The following is a 19652-nucleotide window of genomic DNA, read 5'->3' on the forward strand; positions in this document are numbered from 1 at the left end:
GCAATTGTGCACATCGAGCCAATAGGGGCGGCTCGTTTCAGGGGATGAAGATTAATGGCAAATTCTGGTTTTGACAAAGTACGCGACATGCGCGGTGACAACGATATTGACGTTGGTGACGGCGGCAGCCGCATTACAACAGGTAATGGCGACGACACGATCACAGCCGGCAATGGTTACGATAAGATCAAGGCTGGCGGCGGCGACAATCAGATTTCCGTTGGAGATGGCGGCAGCAGTATTTCCACCAATGGCGGCGATGACACGATCACCGCAGGTGACGGGTTTGATCGCATCAGCGCTGGCAACGGCGACAACGATATCAATGTCGGAGACGGCGGAAGCTTTATCAAAACCGGTCGAGGAGACGATCTGATCGTCAGCGAAGACGGGTATGATTTTATCTTTGCAGGCGACGGTAACAACGAGATTGATGCGGGCGACGGTGGGTCGTTCATAAAATCGGGATCTGGTGACGATACAATCACCACCGGCGAAGGCTATGATAAGATCTTCGCAGGGAATGGAAACAACGAGATTAGCACTGGTGACGGTGGATCCTTCGTTCAAACCGGCAGCGGTGACGATACGATTGAAACCGGGGATGGCTGGGATTTTGTCCACGCAGGAAACGGCAACAATCAGGTAGATATTGGCGATGGCGGTGGGATGGTTCTCACTGGTTCGGGCGACGACAACGTCACGATTGGCGATCAGGGCTTCGCCTTCGTCCACACCGGCAGCGGGGATGACCGCGTTACCGTTCAGATTGACGAGCACCTCTGCTTTGCAAAACTGCTCGGTGGGAACGGCGTTGATACGCTGGTTCTGGACATCAGCCTCGACACTTATAAAAACGAGTATTTCCAAGCGGAGATGGCATACTTCCTCGAGCATCGTGCACCTGATGGTCGCCCCTTCTATTTCCGCTCGCTCAACATTTACGTGCATAGTTTCGAGCAGGTGGAAGTCGTCGTCGATGGTGTATCCCTTGACCCAATCGATCTGGATGTTGTGGCCTCAGACGACGCCGTGACACTCAGCGAAGACGACGGCGCAGTTTTGTTTGGCTCGGTGGTTGACAATGACGACGTACCCAATGGTCTGGCTCAGGTAACTTTGATCCAAGGCCCTGTCGCAGGTGTCTTGGACTTGGCGCCTGACGGAACGTTCTCCTTTGACCCAAATGATGAATTTGAGTCTCTCGCAGAGGGTGAGGTCGCCGAGGTCACCTTTATCTACGAAGTCTCTGATCTGGACGGCGACACGTCTCAAGCAACCGCGACGATCTCAGTCATTGGCGATAATGATGCTCCATTCTTGGTTGCCGGAACTCTGGACGCGGCGGAAGACGGCGCGACCGTAGACATTGACCTGGCGTCTTTGGGCGATGACGTGGACAGCGACGATGACGGGTCCACCCTGACGTATTCCGTGACCAGCAACCCAAGCGAAGGCAGCGCAAGCATCTCTGGCACAACGCTGACTTTCGATCCGGGTGCCGATTTCCAAGACTTGGCCGTGGGCGAAACCCGCGATGTGACGATCCAAGTCACTGCTGAGGACGCCCATGGTGCGACGGCAGTAAACACAGTGACGGTGACCGTGACTGGCGCCAACGACGCTCCAACTCTTGCGGCGGCGCTTGCGTCTGCTGATGAAGACGGAGCGACGGTTGATGTGGACCTAGCGGCCCTAGGTGCGGATGTTGACAGCGACGATGATGGTTCCACCCTGACGTATTCCGTGACCGGCAACCCAAGCGAGGGCAGCGCAAGCATCTCTGGTAGAACGCTGACCTTTGACCCGGGCGCAGACTTCCAAGACTTGGCCGTGGGCGAAACCCGCGATGTGACGATCCAAGTCACTGTCGAGGACGCCCATGGTGCGACGGCAGTGAACACAGTGACGGTGACCGTGACTGGCGCCAACGACGCTCCAACTCTTGCGGCGGCGCTTGCATCTGCTGATGAAGACGGAGCGACGGTTGACGTGGATCTCGCAGCTCTGGGCGCGGATGTCGACAGTGACGACGACGGTGCAACGCTCACTTACAGCGTGACCGGCAACCCAAGCGAAGGCAGCGCAAGCATCTCTGGCACAACGCTGACTTTCGACCCGGGCTCTGATTTCCAAGACCTAGCGCTGGGCGAGACCCGCGATGTGACGATCCAAGTCACTGCCGAGGACGCCCATGGTGCGACGGCTGTGAACACGGTGACTGTGACCGTGACTGGCGCCAACGACGCTCCAACTCTTGCGGCAGCACTCGCTTCTGCCGATGAAGACGGCGCGACGGTTGACGTGGATCTCGCAGCCCTAGGTGCGGATGTCGACAGCGATGATGATGGTTCCACCCTGACGTATTCCGTGACTGGCAACCCAAGCGAAGGCAGCGCAAGCATCTCTGGTACAACGCTGACCTTTGACCCCGGTGCCGATTTCCAAGATCTCGCACTGGGTGAGACCCGAGAGGTAACGATCCAAGTCACTGCTGAGGACGCCCATGGTGCGACGGCAGTAAACACCGTGACCGTGACTGTCACCGGCACCAATGACGCGCCAGTTTCGCAGGCGATCAGCGGTGAAGTCGCCGAAGAAGGCACCAGCGCCGAAGCATTCTCGCTTGGAATCGCAGACAGCTCGACTGTGCCAAACGCAGGCCTTTTCTATGTTCTGGATTACGAAAACCAGAGCCTCACCGAGGTCTTCCGCGCGGTTGGCACCATCGACACGCCTTTGCAGGCCGCGCAAAGCCTGAATGTGACCAACGGCATGGTATTGTCTTTGAACGGCAACAACGCCGATTGGGGAGCCGTCGCGGCCTCCATCGTTGACGGTGTCGACACCTGGGCGGACCCCAACTTGTTTGAACTATCTGGGTACACCGGGAGCATGGTCGCCGATCCGCGTGGGTTCGTTTTGTATCGCGACAGCGTCTCCAACGCGACGCTGACAATTTCTGTGCCAGACGTAGAAACACCAGATGGTCCAACGACTTATGAGATTTCAGCAGAGATCGTTTCGTTCCAGGACAATCGTGTTGGGAATATTGACGTGGGCGCTGTGCAATTCACATCAGTTCCACAACCTGCGCCGGATACGGTGACTGTGTCCGCTGATTTCAGCGACGTGGACACAACCGACACACATAGCTTCAGCGTGGATACGTCAGGGACACAGGGAGAGGTCACAAATAACGGTGACGGCACCTTTACCTATTCGGCCAACGGAGCTTTTGAGCATCTGGCAGAAGGCGAAACCGCGACCGATACCTTCACCTACACGGTGAATGATGACAGCGGAGCGGCCAATGACAGCGCCACCGAAACCGCCACAATCACAATCACGGGAATTAACGACGTCCCGACTTTGGCCGAGGGTAGTATTGCCGCCAATGAGGACGGAGGTGCTGTTAATTTCGATCTGTCCGGCATAGGCGATGACGTCGACAGTGATGATGATGGCTCCACACTCAAGTATACCATCACAGGCCAACCGGGCGAGGGGATTGCCAGCATTTCCGGCGCGACTCTGACCTTTGATCCGGGCTCAGAATTCCAGGATCTCGGGCAGGGCGAAACCCGCAATGTGGTGATTCAGATTACTGCCGAGGACGCACATGGTGCGACGGCGCTGAACGATGTGACCGTAACCGTGACCGGTGTGAATGACGCTCCAACTCTGGCGGATGGGCTTGCATCTGCTAGCGAAGACGGCGCAACGGTTGATGTCGATCTCGCGGCTCTTGGCGCGGATGCGGACAGCGACGATGATGGGTCAACGTTGACTTATTCCATCACTGGCACCCCGAGTGAGGGAAGCGCGAGCATTTCTGGCACAACCCTGACCTTTGACCCGGGTTCTGATTTCCAAGACCTAGCGTTGGGCGAAACCCGCGATGTGACGATCCAAGTTACCGCCGAGGACGCCCATGGTGCGACGGCAGTAAACACAGTGACGGTGACCGTGACTGGCGCCAACGACGCTCCAACTCTTGCGGCAGCACTTGCGTCTGCCGATGAAGACGGCGCGACGGTTTACGTGGATCTCGCAGCCCTAGGCGCGGATGCGGACAGCGACGATGATGGGTCAACGCTGGCTTATTCCATCACTGGCACCCCGAGTGAGGGAAGCGCGAGCATTTCTGGCACAACCCTGACCTTTGACCCGGGTTCTGATTTCCAAGATCTCGCACTGGGCGAAACCCGCGATGTGGCAATCCAAGTCACCGCTGAGGACGCCCATGGTGCGACGGCAGTAAACACAGTGACGGTGACCGTGACTGGCGCCAACGACGCTCCAACTCTTGTGGCGGCGCTTGCGTCTGCCGATGAAGACGGCGCGACGGTTGATGTGGACCTCGCTGCTCTGGGCGCGGATGTCGACAGTGACGACGACGGCGCAACGCTCACTTACAGCGTGACCGGTCAGCCAAGTGAAGGCAGCGCGTCTATTTCCGGCACGACCCTGACTTTCGACCCGGGTGCCGATTTCCAAGATCTCGCACTGGGCGAGACCCGCGATGTGACGATCCAAGTTACCGCCGAGGACGCTCATGGTGCGACGGCTGTGAACTCCGTGACTGCGACCGTGACCGGTGGCAACGACGCTCCAACTCTTGCGGCAGCACTCGCTTCTGCCGATGAAGACGGCGCGACGGTTGACGTGGATCTCGCAGCCCTAGGCGCGGATGCGGACAGCGACGATGATGGGTCAACGCTGGCTTATGCCATCACTGGCACCCCGAGTGAGGGAAGCGCGAGCATTTCTGGCACAACCCTGACCTTTGACCCGGGTTCTGATTTCCAAGATCTCGCACTGGGCGAGACCCGCGATGTGACGATCCAAGTTACCGCCGAGGACGCCCATGGTGCGACGGCAGTAAACACCGTGACCGTGACTGTCACCGGCACCAATGACGCACCAGTTGCGCAGGCGATCAGCGGCGAAGTTGCCGAAGAAGGCACCAGCGCGCAGGCCTTCTCGCTTGGAATCGCAGACAGCTCGACTGTGCCAAACGCAGGCCTTTTCTATGTTCTGGATTACGAAAACCAGAGCCTCACCGAGGTCTTCCGCGCGGTTGGCACCATCGACACGCCTTTGCAGGCCGCGCAAAGCCTGAATGTGACCAACGGCATGGTATTGTCTTTGAACGGCAACAACGCCGATTGGGGAGCCGTCGCGGCCTCCATCGTTGACGGTGTCGACACCTGGGCGGACCCCAACTTGTTTGAACTATCTGGGTACACCGGGAGCATGGTCGCCGATCCGCGTGGGTTCGTTTTGTATCGCGACAGCGTCTCCAACGCGACGCTGACAATTTCTGTGCCAGACGTAGAAACACCAGATGGTCCAACGACTTATGAGATTTCAGCAGAGATCGTTTCGTTCCAGGACAATCGTGTTGGGAATATTGACGTGGGCGCTGTGCAATTCACATCAGTTCCACAACCTGCGCCGGATACGGTGACTGTGTCCGCTGATTTCAGCGACGTGGACACAACCGACACACATAGCTTCAGCGTGGATACGACGGGCACCCAAGGAGAGGTCACAAATAACGGTGACGGCACCTTTACCTATTCGGCCAACGGAGCTTTTGAGCATCTGGCAGAAGGCGAAACCGCGACCGATACCTTCACCTACACGGTGACCGATGACAGCGGCGGCACTTCGACTGAGACGGCAACCATCACCATCACAGGCCAGAACGACGCACCAGCCGCTGCGGCTATCGATGCTGGGACAGTGGACGAGGACGGCGGATCTCAGACGATTGATCTATTGGCGAGTGCGACGGACATCGACGGAGACAACCTGTCTGTGTCTGGCATTAGCGTTGTGGACGACATGGGCGTTGCTCTGAGCTTCACTGACAATGGCGACGGCACGATCTCGATTGATCCGATCCAATATGGCGAGGATCTGGGGCAGGGCGAAAGCCGCGTTGTCACAATCAGCTATGACATTGACGATGGCAAAACCACGGTCAGCAATACTGCGACGATGACCGTGACCGGCGTCACCAACAATATCGCGCCAACGGCACAAGATACGGCAGTTGCGCCAGAGGGCGCGGGTTTTGTCTTTGATGAAAACCCAGTTGTGACGTCGCAACAAGTGTCTACAACCGATCAATATCAGAGTGGATCTTATCAATACGACGCGAACAGTGACTATAATCCATCGGTCATTGCCATTGGCGACGGGGGGTACGCAGTTGCCTGGCGTGAGATTGACGCCGAATACTCAGGCACAACCAGAACATCGCAAACCGACCAGATTGCCGTACAGATTTACGGCGCAGATGATCAGCCTGTTGGTGCAAAGATGCTGTTTGGAGAAATTGATACCTCTTACAGCGGCGACACGGATGTAGACCGAGCCTATGAGTACAATCCCCGTATGGTCAGCATGTCTGACGGTGGCTTTGCCATGACGTGGGAGGGTGACTACCGTAGCTATTCCGGTACGACACAAACCCGGTACGAACGGGATATCTACGTTCAGGTGTTTGATGCGACTGGATCACCGACGAGTTCGGATCCAATCAAAACCTCACAAACTTTGTCGGTCACGAATGGCAACACAACGGCCTATGACGCATTCCAGGACTATCAGCCAGAGATCGCAGCATTGGCGGACGGCGGTGTTGCAGTCACCTGGCGCGGCACCCACTATGATGCGGCCGGGTCGACATTCGTGTCCGGGTCGCGTGAGCAAAACATCTATGTGCGCGCCTATGATGCAGATGGAACAGCCCGAGGTGCAGAAGTTTCGCTCGGGAGCGATGACAGGTCCCGGACAGGAGACGATATCGACCGGCACTACGACTATAATCCTCGTATTGCTGCTTCTGAGGACGGAAGTTTTGCGGTTGTCTGGTACGGTAGTTACAACACCTATTCCGGCACGACCTATACCGGGTCATCTAACGATGTGTTCATGCAGTTGTTTGATGCCGACGGTGCCGAGCAGGGGTCGGTTATCCAGGTTTCTCAAACGGTTGAATACCAAAGCGGTTCCGCGACCAATGACGCCTATAACGACAACAACCCTGAAATCGCAGCTCTTGCCAACGGAGGTTATGTCGTTGCTTGGAGTGGACGCCATGCCGAATACAGCGGCACGACGCAAGTGTCCTCGGAAGAAAACATCTGGGTGCGTGTCTATGATGCAGACGGGCAACCGGTTTCCGCGGAGCTTTCGCTGGGCGAAGTCGACACGTCGCGCTCATCGGACAATCTGGACCGTGCCTATGACTACAATCCAAAGGTCGCGGCAACCGCGGATGGCGGTTTTGTGGTTACCTGGTACGGAAACCATTATGCCTACAGCGGCACAACGGCCATCGAGTACACGCGCGACATTTTTGTTCAGAAGTTTGACGAGAACGGCGACGCCGTAACGAGTTTACAGCAGATCAGTGAAACCGGTTCGAGGACCACAGGCAACTATCAAGTCTATGATAGCATCGCAGATTCCGATCCTCAGATCACCGATCTTCTGGGCGGTGGCTTTGTGGTCGCATGGTATTCTAATCAGCAAACCTACAACGGTTCCACATTTGTCGAAAGCCAGCAGGTCGTTCAGGCCCAAAGGTTCGACGAAGACGGCAATGCAGTTGACGATTTGATTACGCTGGGCAATGTCGTCCAAGACGCAGGCGGCTATGACCGTTCCCAAGACAGTCAGGCTCGCGTCACGGCTTTGAATGACGGTGGGTTTGCCATCACTTGGTACAACTACACGAACTACTACACCTCTTCCGGAAGCTACACGGGCAATAGCACTGACGTGTACGTGGCAGCGGTTCACGCAAGCGGCGGTGGCACAGAGCTGACTGATCCGGTCGAGGTCGACGTCGCCAATCTGATTGATGATGCTGATATTCCCGATGGCGACCAGCTGACGGTCACGGTGGCGACCGGGTCCAACGGCTCGACCGCGACGGTGAATGGCACGGTGATTTCCTTGCTTCCAAACGCGGCCTATTATGCGGCGCTGGGCAAGGATGAGACCGAGGACGAGACCTTCACCTATACGGTCACGGATCTGGCCGGAGCTCAGGCGACAGCGACCATCACGCTGACGGTCACCGGTAACAACGACAAACCCGAAGCCAATGCCATTTCTGGTGCTACGGACGAAGACGGCCCTGCGACAACGTTGACAGCAGACTTCACGGACGTCGACACCAACGACACCCATACCTATTCGGTGAATACTGCCGATACGCTGGGTGTTGTGACCAATAATGGCGATGGCACCTTCGATTATGATCCGAACGGCGCATTCGAGGCTCTGGCCGTTGGTGAGACCACAACCGACACCTTCAAATACACGGTGCGGGATGCTGCCGGTAAATCATCGACGGCAACGGCCACAGTGACGATCACGGGCGAAAACGATGCGCCGACGGCACAGGCGGCCGCGATATCGAACGGGTATGTGTATGCCGAAGTTCCGGAAACCAACCAGCAACAGGTGTCTGTTACTGATCCATACACCAGCGGATCGCGCACTTATGATGCGAACTACGACAGAGAGCAGCAAGCTGTTGCCTTTGGCGACGGTGGCTACGCAGTCGCATGGCGGCAACAGGATGGAACCTATTCTGGAAGTACGCAAGTGTCGCGAGAAGACCAGATCGCGGTGCAGATCTATGATGCAGAGCACAATCCGGTCGGAGGTATCCAAACCTTTGGCGAGGTCGACCAAAGCAATATCTACGACGACTTAGATCGCTCTTATGATTACCGTCCGATGCTGACAGAAATGCCGGACGGCGGGTTTGCGATGGTTTGGTACGGGGATTACCGGTCCTACACGGGCACAACCACAACACGCTATGAACGTGATATCTTTGTGCAAGTGTTTGATACCAATGGCGATCCAACAAGCACGGATCCAATTCAGGTAAGCCAAACCGTCCACGCGACAAATGGCTCGATCACGCAGTTTGATGCCTTCCAGGATTACAATCCAACCATCGGAGGCCTTGCTGACGGCGGCGTGGCGATCACCTGGCAATCGCAGGAATATGCCTTGAGCGGCACGTCAGTCATCACCACGTCACGTGACCAGCAGATCAAAGTTCAAACCTTTGACGCAGATGGCACCGCACGCGGCAGTGCGGTGGAGCTTGGAAGCGATGATCGGTCGTATAGCGGCGACAATGTTGACCGTCACTTCGAGTATGAACCCCGTATCGCGACCTCGGACGACGGCGGTTTTGCGGTGGTCTGGCATGGCAGTTATTCTAACTACAGTGGCACAGCTTACGTGGGCCAATCCCAAGACGTCTTTATCCAGTTGTTCAATGCTGACGGAACTGTTCAAGGCGCGACCCAGCAAGTAAGTCAGACGGTGGACTATACCTCTGGCAGTTCCACGCAAGACGCGCATCGTGACTATAATCCAGAAGTCACAGCGCTTTCGGATGGTGGCTATGCCGTTGTCTGGTACGGTGAGCACAGCACTTACAGCGGGTCCACGAGAACCTCTTCAGAAAACAATGTCTATGTGCGAGTCTATGATGGAAATGGGCAAGCCGTGAACCAAGCGGTTTCGCTTGGATCGGTGGACACGTCTTATTCCACTGACACCTATGATCGTCACTATGATCGGGCGCCTAATATCACGGCGACCGAGGACGGAGGCTTTGTTGTTGTTTGGCAGGGCGACTACAACGACTACAGCGGCACGACGCAGACCGGCTATGACTCCGATATCTGGGTGCAGCGCTTTGATGCTGATGGCGTACAAGTTGGCGCGAGTGAGAAGCTGAGTCAGACCGTTTACCGAACAAGTGGGTCGTCAGAGTATGACGAGTTCCGCGATTACAACCCGGTTGTCACAAACCTCGAAGGCGGGGGCTATGTTGTCGTTTGGCAAAGTAACCAAAGGACTTTCAATGGGTCTACCTTTGTCAGCAGCGAGCTGCTCATCCAGGCGCAGCTGTTTAACGCAGAGGGTGAACGTGTTGGCGATGTGATAGACTTTGGGACCGTTGCTCAAGACAGCTCTGGCAATGACCGCTCGTCCGAGTCTTCACCCGAGGTTGCGGCGCTGTCAGGCGGTGGTTTCGCAATCACTTGGTATAACAACACCCAGAACTACAGCAGTTCGGGATCATATCTTGGGAACTCCACAGATGTGATGGTTGGTGCTGTTCAGCCGATTGGCAATGGTACCTTGGCTGACGGCGTTGTGGTTGATGTGGCCGACAAGATCGACGACATTGATCTGGCGGGTGGCGATACCCTGACGGTCACTGTCGACGCGGTAGGGTCCAATGGCTCCACAGCGACGGTCAATGGTACAGAGATTACCATTTCTCCGAACCTGACGCTTTACGCGCCGCTGGCCAAAGGCGAAACGGCTGAAGAGACCTTTACCTACACCGTGACAGATGCCTCCGGAGCGCAAGCCTCTGCGACGCTCACTTTCACCGCACGCGGCGAAAATGATGCGCCGGTTGTTGAGAGCGTGACCTACAGCGCGCTCGACAGTGGTACCATCGCATTCTCGGATGTGGACAATGGCGACACCCATACGGTCGCTGCCACGGATGCGACGATCACGGGGGATGCTTCAGCGCTGGCGGGAATCGATGTCTTTGACTTCATCGCATTTGATGCTGTCGATCAGGCCGGAGACACAGTGGACTGGACCATCAATGTTCCAAGCGCTGCGCAGTCTGCCGTTGCGGCCGCATTGGCTGACGGAGAAACCCTGACCATTGACTATACGGTTGGGGTCTCTGACGAAGAGGAAGACCTTGCTCAGACAACTGTATCCATAACTTTGGATGGGGACGGGTTCCTAATTTAAACCTGCTCGGTTTGGGTAGGAGCGTATTAAGAACGGCGGCTTCGAAGCCTATTCGCCGCCGCCGTTTGCTAAATCAAAATCAGCTGAATGATAGATCAGATTGTCGCCAAGGATGTGGACCAAATCCGCGACGGGTCACGTTAAACCAGAGCTTTTCTCGAAGGGTTCAAACCTTGCACCATCCATGCCCTGCAAACCTGCGTCAGTCGTCAGGGATTGGGAATAGATGGCTGAGCGGGGAACAAGAGTGGCCAACTCTAGCGTAAACATGCGGCTCGATAAGCTTCAAAACCTATCAGAAAAATCTATTAAATTTTCCGCGAGATCCGTCGTTGGCTCTGCACAGATGCTGTGCACTGGCACTCGTGCTTCGAGCTTGCGTTAAAGCGGGATGCATTTCACTTTGTAAAGGACAGTTGCTGAATTCGACCAAGAGGCATCGCGTGGGAAACCGAACCGAAGACAAATCCACTCAAGAGGATCAAACCGATGCCAAGGCGCGGCGTGCGAGTGGAGAGTTTGTGCGTGGGGTGAGTGGATTTCGCCACGCCATCGGTGATCCCGAGTTTCCGCCTGAACCCGGGCGATATCACCTCTTTGTGGCGCTCAATTGTCCGTGGTGTCATCGGGTTACGTTGGCACGAGGTGTGTTGGGTCTTGCTGAAGCGATCACAATGGACGTCGCCTTCCCAAACCGAACCACCGAAGACGATCCGGTGGGGCCAAACCTTTGGGAGTTTTCACCCGGCCGGAAAGCGACTTTGACAGGCAGTGAGTTGGCTGAGTGCACGTTTGATACAGGAACAGGTCAAACCTATCGACTGGCGAAGCAAATTTATCAGGCGGAGGGGTCTGACGAGCAATCTGTGCCCATTCTCTATGACAAAGTCACGCATAGGATCGTGAACAATGAGAGTGCAGAGATTATTCGAATGCTGGATGAACACGCGCTGGCGCTGGGCAGTACGCACTCGTTTGACCAGCTCCCAAACTTGCGTCCAGAGGGATTGATCGACGAAATCGATACGTTGAACGAGCAGATCTATGTCACGATCAACAACGGCGCCTATAAGGCAGGTTTTTCCTCGGATCAGTCGGTATATACGCAGGCGTATGTTTCGTATTTTGAAACGCTCTCAAAGCTTGATGAGATATTGTCAGATGGTCGAAGTTTTCTCACCGGCGAGGCCTTCACCGAAGCGGACTTGCGTTTGTTCCCAACGCTCTATCGGCATGACCCGGTTTACTACCTGCGCATGAAACTGAACGGAGCGCGGATACTGGATTACCCAAATTTGTGGCGTTGGCTATGCCGTGTTTTTGCTCTTCCAGGTGTCGCCGACAGCGGGTCCTTGTTGCACTGCCGTCAGGGCTATTTCGGACGCTCTTGGAACGGGGTCGTGCCTTTGGGACCGTTTCACCCAATGCCCTATCCCGAAGCCTATGAACATCCAGAATTGGCGGCCATATAGCGGGATTTACACCTCAATTGCGCAATTTTGCGGTTAACGTTCTTTAACTAAATAGTAGTTAAATGCGGTATATCACCACCGGTTGAGTGTTGTATGATGTAGCGTAGAGTTAACCAGTGTCATGTTTGGACAATCAGAGGTGACAAGCGCAAAACGCTGAAGCGGGCGCGCAAAAGGGATCGGGCAGGATCTCGCCAGTGACGGCGGCCTCTTAACGGGTAAGCAGGGCAAAAGCCCCATGCGCATGAGGGTCCGATGGCGAACTATATCGTAACCGAGGCAAACTGGAACGATCCGAATTTTTGGCAGACAATAACCTCGTCGGGATCAGGAGACACGCTTGATTTCAGCGCGCTGGCTGACAGCTATTCTGTCAATATTTATGCGAGCCATGGCTACATCTCGATATCCGATGGCACCTCATCCTATTTCGTCGGCGAGGATAGCACAGGCGCAGGAGTGAATGTGCGCCTCGACCCCGCAGTGGAATTGTCGGGTTTTGGCAGCATCACGGCCCATGGCGGATCGAGCTCTGCCTTCGGAGACTCCGCCAACGAAAATTTCATTCTCGGGGATGGCAACGATACATCAGCTGGTGGTGACGGCGCGGACACTATTGACGGTGGCGGCGGCGACGACCGGATCGAGGGGCAAGGCGGCGATGACAGTATCATAGGCGGCCTCGGCAATGACTCTCTATTTGGTCAAGCCGGAGCCGATACGATCGATGCGGGCGAGGGCAACGACTATGTCGAATCTGGCTCGGACAATGACTCTGTCATCGCAGGTGCGGGGGCAGACACCATTTGGGCGTCATCGGGCGACGACACGATCCAGGGTGGCGAGGGCGCTGACAGTATCTATGGCGAAGGCGGCTCTGACTCTGTGGATGGCGGCGGCGGCGACGATAGGATCGCGACCCATGAAGGCATGGACACGATCGACGGCGGCCTCGGGGATGATTGGATCGATGCGGGCAGCGACGCGGATCGCGTTTACGGCGGCCTAGGCAACGATACGATTTCCGCGGGTGGAGGGGACGATTTTGTCGAAGGTAACGAAGGGGCTGACAGCATTTCCGCAGGCAGCGGTCACGACACGGTTTATGGCGGCGCGGACAACGATACCATCGATGGATCCAGCGGCAATGATCTGATCTTTGGCGAGGGTGGCCATGACTCGCTCTTGGGCGGCGACGGAAACGACGAGCTTTACGGAAACGACGGCAACGACGTGCTGGACGGCGGCATCGGCAGCGATACGCTGCGTGGTGGCGCGGGTGACGACACGGTGTTGGGTGGTGAAGGCGACGACTTCCTCGCGGGCAACAGCGGTTCGGATTATCTGGACGGTGGGGCCGGAGCGGATACGATCTGGGGCGGCGGCACGGCTGACACGATCCTTGGCGGCGACGGCGCAGATCAGATCTATGCGCAAGACGGCGCGGACAGCATCGTTTCGGGTGCTGACAATGATCGCGTCGAGGCTGGTGCAGGCAACGATACAGTCGCGGCAGGCACGGGTGATGACACAGTTTTTGGCGGCTCGGGCGAGGACTCGATCACCGGGGGTGACGGTGCGGACCGCATATTCGCCGGGGATGACAACGACACCGTTGATGCCGGCGATGGAGACGACGCTGTTTATGCCGAAGCCGGAGACGACGTTGTCTTCGGCGATGCCGGTGCAGACACAATCTTTGGTCAGGACGGGGCAGACACGGTTTACGGAGGCCTCGGGGATGATCGCATCCTTGGTGGCACCGGAGCGGATTCCCTAAGTGGCGGCGATGGCGCGGACACCGTCTTTGGCGAAGATGGTGACGATATTGTGTCTGGCGGTCTTGGTAACGATCTTGTGGATGGCAACGGCGGCAATGACACCGTTTTGGGTGGCGAGGGTGACGACACTCTGTATGGGGCCTTCGGCGATGACCTGCTTGAGGGCGGCACAGGTGCCGATTGGATGGAGGGCAGCGAGGGCTTTGACACCCTGATTGGCGGCGATGGCAATGATACGCTGGAGGGGCGTCAGGACGACGACTTGCTTCAGGGTGGCGCAGGCGATGACAGTTTTGTTCTGACCGACACCAACTATGATGGCATTGGGACCATCGATATAGGGGATGACACAATCGTCGGGGGAACCGGCATTGATGTGATCGATGCCTCTGCCGTCCAAAACAATGGTGTCGATGTGACGTTTAACAGCGACGGTGCGGGCACTCTGACAGATGGCATCGATACAGTCGAGTTCTCTGAAATCGAAGGGCTGAACCTAACTGACAATGCGGACACCATCGATGCCTCCGCTGCCTCGAGCGGGCTGGCACTCGACGCCGGGGATGGGGACGACAGCATCACGGGCGGAACTGGCAGCGACACCATCACGACGGGTGCAGGATCGGATGTGATCGATATGAACCCCGCCGCCGGGGCCGATGTCATTACCGACTTTACGCTAGACGACGGCACCGGCGCGCCATTCGACGTTTTTGATGTTCAGGATCTCGAAGACGCGGACGGCAACCCGATCAGCACCAAGGGCGTATCCGTCTCGGACGACGGAAACGGCAACGCGCTTTTGACTTTCCCAGATGGTTCCTCGGTTGTCTTGCAGGGTGTCACGCCAGAGCAAATGGACAAAAGCGGCCTGATGGCCGCAGGCATTCCCTGCTTTGTGGCGGGGACTATGATCGAGACGAGTGAAGGACCGAAGGCCGTCGAATTGCTGCGCATCGGCGATCTGGTGCGCACAATGGACAACGGTTTTCAGCCTGTGCGCTGGGTGGGCTTAAGGCATATTCTGACCGAGGAACTAGAATACGCGCCAGAGCTAAAGCCGATCTTGATCCCCGCAGGCGCTTTGGGCAACGAGGCCGATCTTCGCGTGTCGCCACAGCATGGGGTGAAAGTCTCGGATCACCTGGTCAGAGCCAAGCATCTTGTCGAAGAGGCTGGGCCAGAGTTTGCTTTTGTCGAGGATGATGTAGATTCTGTGACCTACGCGCATTTCCTCTGTGAGCGGCACGAAATCGTCTTTGCCGAAGGTATTGCGACGGAAACCATGTATCCGGGCGCAGGCGCGATTGCGGCGATCGGGGCAGAGGCGGTCTCGGAAATCGTGGCGGTTTTCCCAGAACTGGAGCCATATTTTTCGGGCGCATCCAATCTCGGCGAAGTTTTTGGCGAGCGTGTTCGACCTTTGGCAAAGCGCAGCACTCTGCGTGGCAAAACCGCCGATGAATCTCTGCGTCAGTGTCTGGGTTTGACGGCCTGATAGAAAGAGCGTTTAGCCGCTTATCGCACGTGCGGCCTGTTTCAGCGATGTGACGGAGCGGGACACGAGCGAGTCATTGAAACGGCTCAACATGCCAAAGACGCTGACGGTCATTGCCAGCTTGCCATCGTGACCAAAGACAGGAACGGCAACTGCCCCTAGGTCGGGTTCATTGTCACCTTGGTTTTGCGCGAACCCTTGGGATTTGATCTTGGCCAGCTCGTCGTCGAGGTCGTTTGATGTGCCTTTCAGCCAATGGGCGCGATCCGCTTTGGACATATGCGTCAGCCACAAGCGCCCGTGCGCGGTCACATCTATTGGCAGGACTGTCCCGATATCTGTTTTGACCGAAATAGGTTGATCAGAGACTGCAACGGCGATGCAGGTTGGCCCTCGGCGGCCCAATCGGCAGACCATGACGGATTCGCGAATCTCGCGCGCGACCTCGTTGATAATGGGCTGCACTTTGGTCGAGATCGGGTTGACCGATTCTGCCAGCCGACCCAGTTCTTCGATGGTTCCACCAAGTGCGAAATAGCCGCGACGATAGCTGACCAGGACGCCAATCGACTCCAGCGTCAGCAAAAACCGATGCGCCGTCGCGACATTTGTTCCAAGTTCAGAGGCCACTGAATTTGCAGTGATTTCGGGCCGGTCTTTGGAAAACAGTCCCAGGATGGAAAAGGCCTTCAGGACCGATCCGTTTAATGGCGTGCTCATCTCTGTGACCCTCTCTCTTTGGCTTCATACAACGGGCTTCAAAGTTTGTCCCGACAATCATCGCTTGACGAAAACATAAAAACTCAATTAATGATATATCAATCTCACAAAATGAGATTAGTAGGAAAAATGACCAAAGTTCTTAATGTGGATCACCTGATTGACGGTGAGTCGGTTGCGTCTGAGTCGGGATCGACTTTCGAGCGCAAGTCTCCGGTGACCGGAGAGGTCGTGACCATCGCGGCTGCGGGGAAAGCCGGGGATGTCGATCGCGCGGTCATGGCCGCGGATGCCGCGTTTGAGACTTGGTCGGTGACTGGCCCCAATACGCGCCGGTCGATTTTGAACGCTTGCGCGGATGCTCTGGAAGCGCGCTCCGCTGATATTGCGGCCCTTGGCGCTGCAGAGACAGGCGGCACCGCGGGCTGGATCGGGTTTAACGTCATGCTGGCCTCCCGCATTATGCGCGAAGCCGCAGCGATGACGACCCAGATCAAGGGCGAGATTATTCCTTCCGATAAACCGGGCTGCCTCTCAATGGCGATCCGTGAACCGATTGGTGTGCTTGTGGGCATGGCCCCTTGGAATGCGCCGGTTATTCTGGGTGTGCGTTGTTTCGCTATGGCGATTGCCTGCGGCAATACAGTCGTGATGAAAGCGTCAGAGAAATGCCCGGGCCTGCATCGTTTGATCGGTGATGCAATGGTGGAAGGTGGGCTGCCGAAGGGCGTGCTCAATATCATCTCTCACGCAGCAGAGGACGGCCCAGAGATCGTGAACGCTCTGATCGATCATCCGCTGACACGTCGCATCAACTTTACCGGTTCGACCCGCGTTGGTCAGATCATTGCAGAACGGGCGGCGAAACATCTGAAGCCTTGCCTGCTGGAACTGGGTGGCAAAGCGCCGCTGATTGTTCTGGACGATGCCGACATTGGCGGCGCTGTGAACGCGGCCAACTTCGGGGCGTTCATGAACCAGGGGCAGATCTGCATGTCGACCGAGAAAGTCGTTCTGGTACCTGAAATCGCCGAGGAATTTGTTGCCGCTTTCAAGGCGAAAGCGGAGAGCATGGTTGTTGGCGCGCCGACTGAACAAGTTCACATTGCCTCGGTCGTTGATATCGATACCATTCATCATGTGAAGTCATTGATTGAAGATGCAGTTTCCAAAGGCGCAACCGTTGTCACCGGTGGCGTGCCAGAGAGCGGCTCGATCATGGCGCCAACCATCGTAGACGGAGTGACACCCGAGATGGATATCTACGCGGCAGAGAGCTTTGGTCCTGTGACCACTGTGATCCGGGCGAAAAACACCGAGGACGCTGTGCGGATTGCCAATGACACAGAATACGGTCTGACCGCCGCTGTGCATGGCCGCAACACCCGTCGTGCCTTTGATATTGCGCGTCAGCTGAAAACCGGGATTGCGCATGTGAACGGCCCGACGGTCGCGGATGAAGCGCAGATACCATTCGGTGGCGTGAAGGCGTCTGGCTATGGCCGTTTCGGGGGCACCGCCGGAATCGATGCCTTCACCGAGTTGCGCTGGATCACCATCGAAGACGCTGACCAACACTACCCAATTTGAGGTCCATTATGGCGAAGGACATGACAAAAGAGACAGTCACCGCGGGTGGCGCGATCTTCGGCAAGATGAAGGCCTTGGGGATTGAGTATGTCTTTACCAACTCCGGCACCGACTTCCCGCCGATCATCGAGGGTCTGATCGAAGCCAACCAGAAAGGCATCGATCTGCCGACCCCGATCACTGTCCCGCATGAGATGGTGGCCGTCGGTATGGCGCATGGCTACTACCAGATCTCTGGCAAGATCCAGGCCGTGATGCTGCACACCAATGTGGGTCTGTCCAATGGTGCAACCGGCGTGATCAACGCCAATTGCGATCACATCCCGATGCTGTTGATGTCTGGCCGGACGCCCGTGATGGAGAAAGACCGCTTTGGCGCGCGCACCGTGCCAATCGGCTGGGGTCAGGAAATGTATGACCAGACCGCCCTCGTGCGGGAAGTCGCGAAGTGGGAATATGAACTGAAGTTCCCAGAGCAGATCTCTGACCTCTTTGACCGCGGCTGGGCGATCTCGAATTCGACGCCCAAAGGCCCAATCTACATGAGCCTCCCGCGTGAGGTGCTGTGTGAGCAGACGCCGCCGGAAGGGCTGGATCAGCCATCCATCATGGCCCCTGTGATCGCAGCACCGGATCGCGCGTCCTTGGCGCGAGCGGCTGAGTTGCTGGCAGGCGCAAAAAATCCGCTGATCATCAGTCAGCGCGGCGCTGGCACCCAAGAAGGGTTTGACGCCCTCAGCGACTTTGTCACCGACTGGGCGCTGCCGTTGAACCACTATTGGGCGAACCAGATCTCTATTCCACTGGATCACCCGATGCAGACCGGCTGGGCGCCTGAAGCGCTTTTGGCTGAGGCAGATGTGGTGCTGGTGATCAACAGCCTCGCACCTTGGTTCCCTGACAAAGTCACCCTGCGCGATGATGTCAAAGTGATCCAAATGGGACCGGATCCTTTGTTCACACGTACGCCTGTGCGCAACTTCAAGGCGGACGTTACCGTCGTAGGTGAAACCGCCGATACGATCTTTGCATTGGCCGAGGCTATGAAAGACCTGCCGCGCGACGAAGCTGCCTTGGATGCGCGCCGCGAAAAGATCACCGCGATCAGCAAAGCGCGTCAGGACAGAGTCTTAGAAGAGGCACGCAACGGCGAGCGGGGCCCGATGACCAAAGAATGGGTCAGTCTGTGTCTGGGTCAGGCCATCCGCGCCTCTGGCAAAAAGGCGAGTGTGTATCACGAGCTCGGCTGCCCGCTGGAGCCTCTGAACCTGAACCAACACCAAGGCTATTTCCAGGAGCCGCATTCCGGGGGGCTGGGCTGGGGTGTACCGGCCGCAATTGGTGCGCAGCTGGCGGATCGGGACCGTCTGGTTTTTGCCACCGTAGGTGACGGCAGCTACATGTTCGCCAATCCGACAGTGTGCCACCAAGTGCTCGAAGCGCTTGAGCTGCCCTTGATTATTCTGGTGCTGAACAATGAAGAATGGGGTGCCGTGCGTCACTCTGTTCAGGGGCTCTATAAAGGCGGGCTCGCTGCGAAATCCAACGAGGTTCCGCTGACGTCGCTGAAGCCAAGCCCAGACTTTACCCAAACCGCAAGCGCCAGCCGCGCTTACACCGAAACAGTCACCACCGGCTCTGAGTTGCCGGCGGCTCTGGACAGGGCCATCAAAGTCGCCACCGAGGAAAAGCGACAGGTCCTGTTCAACATCGCAATCGAACCCACTGCGGTTCACTAGCTTAGACTTTGAG

6 protein-coding genes are annotated in these 19652 nt (G+C 56.7%); 5 read left to right on the top strand and 1 reads right to left on the bottom strand.

From position 1 onward, the window contains the following. The first annotated feature begins 54 nt into the window (after positions 1-54). The 3 genes from HZ995_RS09685 to HZ995_RS09695 all read left to right on the top strand — a co-directional run bounded on the left by HZ995_RS09685 (position 55) and on the right by HZ995_RS09695 (position 15590). Complete coding sequence (locus HZ995_RS09685; RefSeq protein ID WP_209355463.1) at positions 55-10839, top strand: Ig-like domain-containing protein; 10785 nt, start codon at positions 55-57, stop codon at positions 10837-10839. Between the two features lie 443 nt (positions 10840-11282). Next, positions 11283-12311: a glutathione S-transferase C-terminal domain-containing protein gene (locus tag HZ995_RS09690; protein WP_245168636.1), complete on the top strand. Its 1029-nt coding sequence runs from the start codon at positions 11283-11285 to the stop codon at positions 12309-12311. Positions 12312-12566: 255 nt separating this feature from the next. Next, on the top strand, positions 12567-15590 hold the full coding sequence (locus tag HZ995_RS09695) for a Hint domain-containing protein (RefSeq protein WP_209355465.1): 3024 nt from the start codon (positions 12567-12569) through the stop codon (positions 15588-15590). Positions 15591-15602: 12 nt separating this feature from the next. Here the strand turns inward: HZ995_RS09695 and HZ995_RS09700 are convergent, their stop codons facing one another. Then, the gene (locus HZ995_RS09700) at positions 15603-16310 is read right to left on the bottom strand and encodes an IclR family transcriptional regulator (RefSeq protein ID WP_209355466.1); all 708 of its coding nucleotides are present in this window, start codon (positions 16308-16310) and stop codon (positions 15603-15605) included. A gap of 129 nt (positions 16311-16439) precedes the next feature. Between HZ995_RS09700 and HZ995_RS09705 the strand changes: the two genes are divergently transcribed. Further along, positions 16440-17900, top strand: a complete 1461-nt coding sequence (locus HZ995_RS09705) for an aldehyde dehydrogenase (protein ID WP_209355467.1) — start codon at positions 16440-16442, stop codon at positions 17898-17900. A 20-nt stretch (positions 17901-17920) separates the two neighbouring features. After that, positions 17921-19639, top strand: a complete 1719-nt coding sequence (locus HZ995_RS09710; protein ID WP_245168637.1) for a thiamine pyrophosphate-requiring protein — start codon at positions 17921-17923, stop codon at positions 19637-19639. Positions 19640-19652: the final 13 nt, after the last annotated feature.

It is taken from the genome of Cognatishimia activa (genome assembly GCF_017798205.1).
Taxonomy (GTDB): Bacteria; Pseudomonadota; Alphaproteobacteria; order Rhodobacterales; family Rhodobacteraceae; genus Cognatishimia; species Cognatishimia activa_A.

What these genes read in the sequence shown, in the direction of transcription:
- HZ995_RS09685 (WP_209355463.1), top strand. Translation starts at nt 55, where the DNA reads ATGGCAAATTCTGGTTTTGACAAAGTACGCGACATGCGCGGTGACAAC.
- HZ995_RS09695 (WP_209355465.1), top strand. Translation starts at nt 12,567, where the DNA reads ATGGCGAACTATATCGTAACCGAGGCAAACTGGAACGATCCGAATTTT.
- HZ995_RS09700 (WP_209355466.1), bottom strand. Translation starts at nt 16,310, where the DNA reads ATGAGCACGCCATTAAACGGATCGGTCCTGAAGGCCTTTTCCATCCTG.
- HZ995_RS09705 (WP_209355467.1), top strand. Translation starts at nt 16,440, where the DNA reads ATGACCAAAGTTCTTAATGTGGATCACCTGATTGACGGTGAGTCGGTT.
- HZ995_RS09710 (WP_245168637.1), top strand. Translation starts at nt 17,921, where the DNA reads ATGACAAAAGAGACAGTCACCGCGGGTGGCGCGATCTTCGGCAAGATG.